The sequence below is a fragment of the Gordonia paraffinivorans NBRC 108238 genome, from assembly GCF_000344155.1.
GTDB classification, from domain to species: Bacteria; Actinomycetota; Actinomycetes; order Mycobacteriales; family Mycobacteriaceae; genus Gordonia; species Gordonia paraffinivorans.
Genome location: NZ_BAOQ01000089.1, coordinates 1 through 1,487 on the forward strand (window position 1 = coordinate 1; position 1,487 = coordinate 1,487).

2 protein-coding genes and 1 pseudogene are annotated in these 1,487 nt (G+C 61.8%); 2 read left to right on the forward strand and 1 reads right to left on the reverse strand.

All coding sequences use genetic code 11. The features are described from left to right. Nucleotides 1-217: 217 nt before the first annotated feature. On the forward strand, nucleotides 218-403 hold the full coding sequence (locus tag GP2_RS21770; protein ID WP_157211752.1) for a hypothetical protein: 186 nt from the start codon (nucleotides 218-220) through the stop codon (nucleotides 401-403). Between the two features lie 211 nt (nucleotides 404-614). Here GP2_RS21770 and GP2_RS20750 read toward each other — a convergent pair whose 3' ends face one another. Then, complete coding sequence (locus GP2_RS20750; protein WP_006902619.1) at nucleotides 615-992, reverse strand: hypothetical protein; 378 nt, start codon at nucleotides 990-992, stop codon at nucleotides 615-617. Between the two features lie 292 nt (nucleotides 993-1,284). Between GP2_RS20750 and GP2_RS20755 the strand changes: the two are divergent. Then, nucleotides 1,285-1,487 (forward strand): annotated as a pseudogene (locus GP2_RS20755) (IS3 family transposase); the annotation flags it as partial.

Sequence of the window (1,487 nt, forward strand, 5' to 3'; positions counted from 1 at the left end):
TTAATCCCTGCTTCGAACCCGATGGGCGCCAACCGACCGATGCAGGCCTGCCGACGGCGACGGTGGCAGTTCCATTCGATCCAGGTGACGATCGCGATCGTCCGCTGTGAAGCGCCCGGGTTTCGTGGAGGCTCGGTTATCTGGAACCGACTCAGATCGGAACCTGCTTGGAAGCGTAGCGGGCCGCGCCGACGTTCAGCACTCGAACCCGGCCAACATGATCTCAATTCACATGGAGTGCAACGGAGGCTTCATCCCGAGCGCCGTCATCGACATCGGAGACTGGAGTGTGATCCTCGATGAACCTGTTGCCGGACGTCGGCACTTCGAAGGTCCGAGCGAGGCCGCCGTGGCGCTACTCCAGTTCTACGGTTTCGCCGATGACGAGGAGGTCGACGGGTGAACGCTGTGGAAGATCAAGGACACCGGGCACCCGATCGACAAGCTGAGAAGGTCGTCGGTGGGTAGCGCGAACGCCTGAGCTTGGCCGGCGAGCTTCGTCGCGGTCTTGCCCACCCGAGTTTGGTAACTATGGGCCGACAGAGATGAGGGCCTGTTCGTAGTTCGGAGTCATGGCAGAGGGCGGACTCGTGTCGATGTCGGTCTGGTTGTGGTCACCGTCGCTCCTGCAGGATGCGGTCGGCGCGCTTTCCGAGGAGCTTGATCGCGGGGTAACTGGTGACCTGGCCGAGTGTGAGGAAGCGCTCTGGGTGCGTGATTCGCCGGATGACCTCGGTGGAGGGCTGGGCTACATCAGGCGCGATCTGCTGTGCGTAAGTGGAAGTCACGCTTTCGAAGGTCAGCCCGCTGTCCTCAACTGCCCACGCCTCACTGACGAACCAGTTGGCGACGAAGACACGGGTGTGGGGAATGAGGGTCCAGACCGTCGCTCGGTCCAACGCCGTGCGCGTGTTCGGGCGGCTTGCTCCGAGCCATTGCAAGTTGCCGGCGTCATCGGTCACTTCCCAGAAACGCCAAGTGGGAGATGCCATGTCATGAGCCTAGCGCGCTGTTTGAGGAATGCTTGGCGCATAGCCGGTTTGCGAAAACGAGTTACTCGTCGAACTGCAAGGCCCACGGCGCTGGCGTCGGATGTGCGGATGACGTTGGCTGGGCCAGCCTAAGAGTGACCGGTGATCACGATCCAAGCGGGGTTTCGAAGTGGTTGATTAACCACTTTGCCTGCGGAGGCAGGGGGCCGATGGGTGATTATGCAGTCGGATTCCGAAGGGTGAACCGTCCTGGGTCTGGTGGAGACCGTGATCTCACCAGGAGAATGCCGGTATGGCTGCACCAAGGAAGTTCGATCCAGAGACCCGCGAGCGGGCTGTGAGGATGTATCACGACCACCTCGCCGAGCACGGCGGCGCGAAACTCGCCGCCCGCGAGCATGTGGGCGCGCTGCTCGACATCAACCAGGCAACGTTGCGCAACTGGATCGAGAAGGATAAGCCGATTGTCACCACACGGGGAACGACGACGGTGGG

Coding starts and splice junctions, on each gene's coding strand:
- GP2_RS21770 (WP_157211752.1), top strand. CDS start 218: ATGATCTCAATTCACATGGAGTGCAACGGAGGCTTCATCCCGAGCGCC.
- GP2_RS20750 (WP_006902619.1), bottom strand. CDS start 992: ATGGCATCTCCCACTTGGCGTTTCTGGGAAGTGACCGATGACGCCGGC.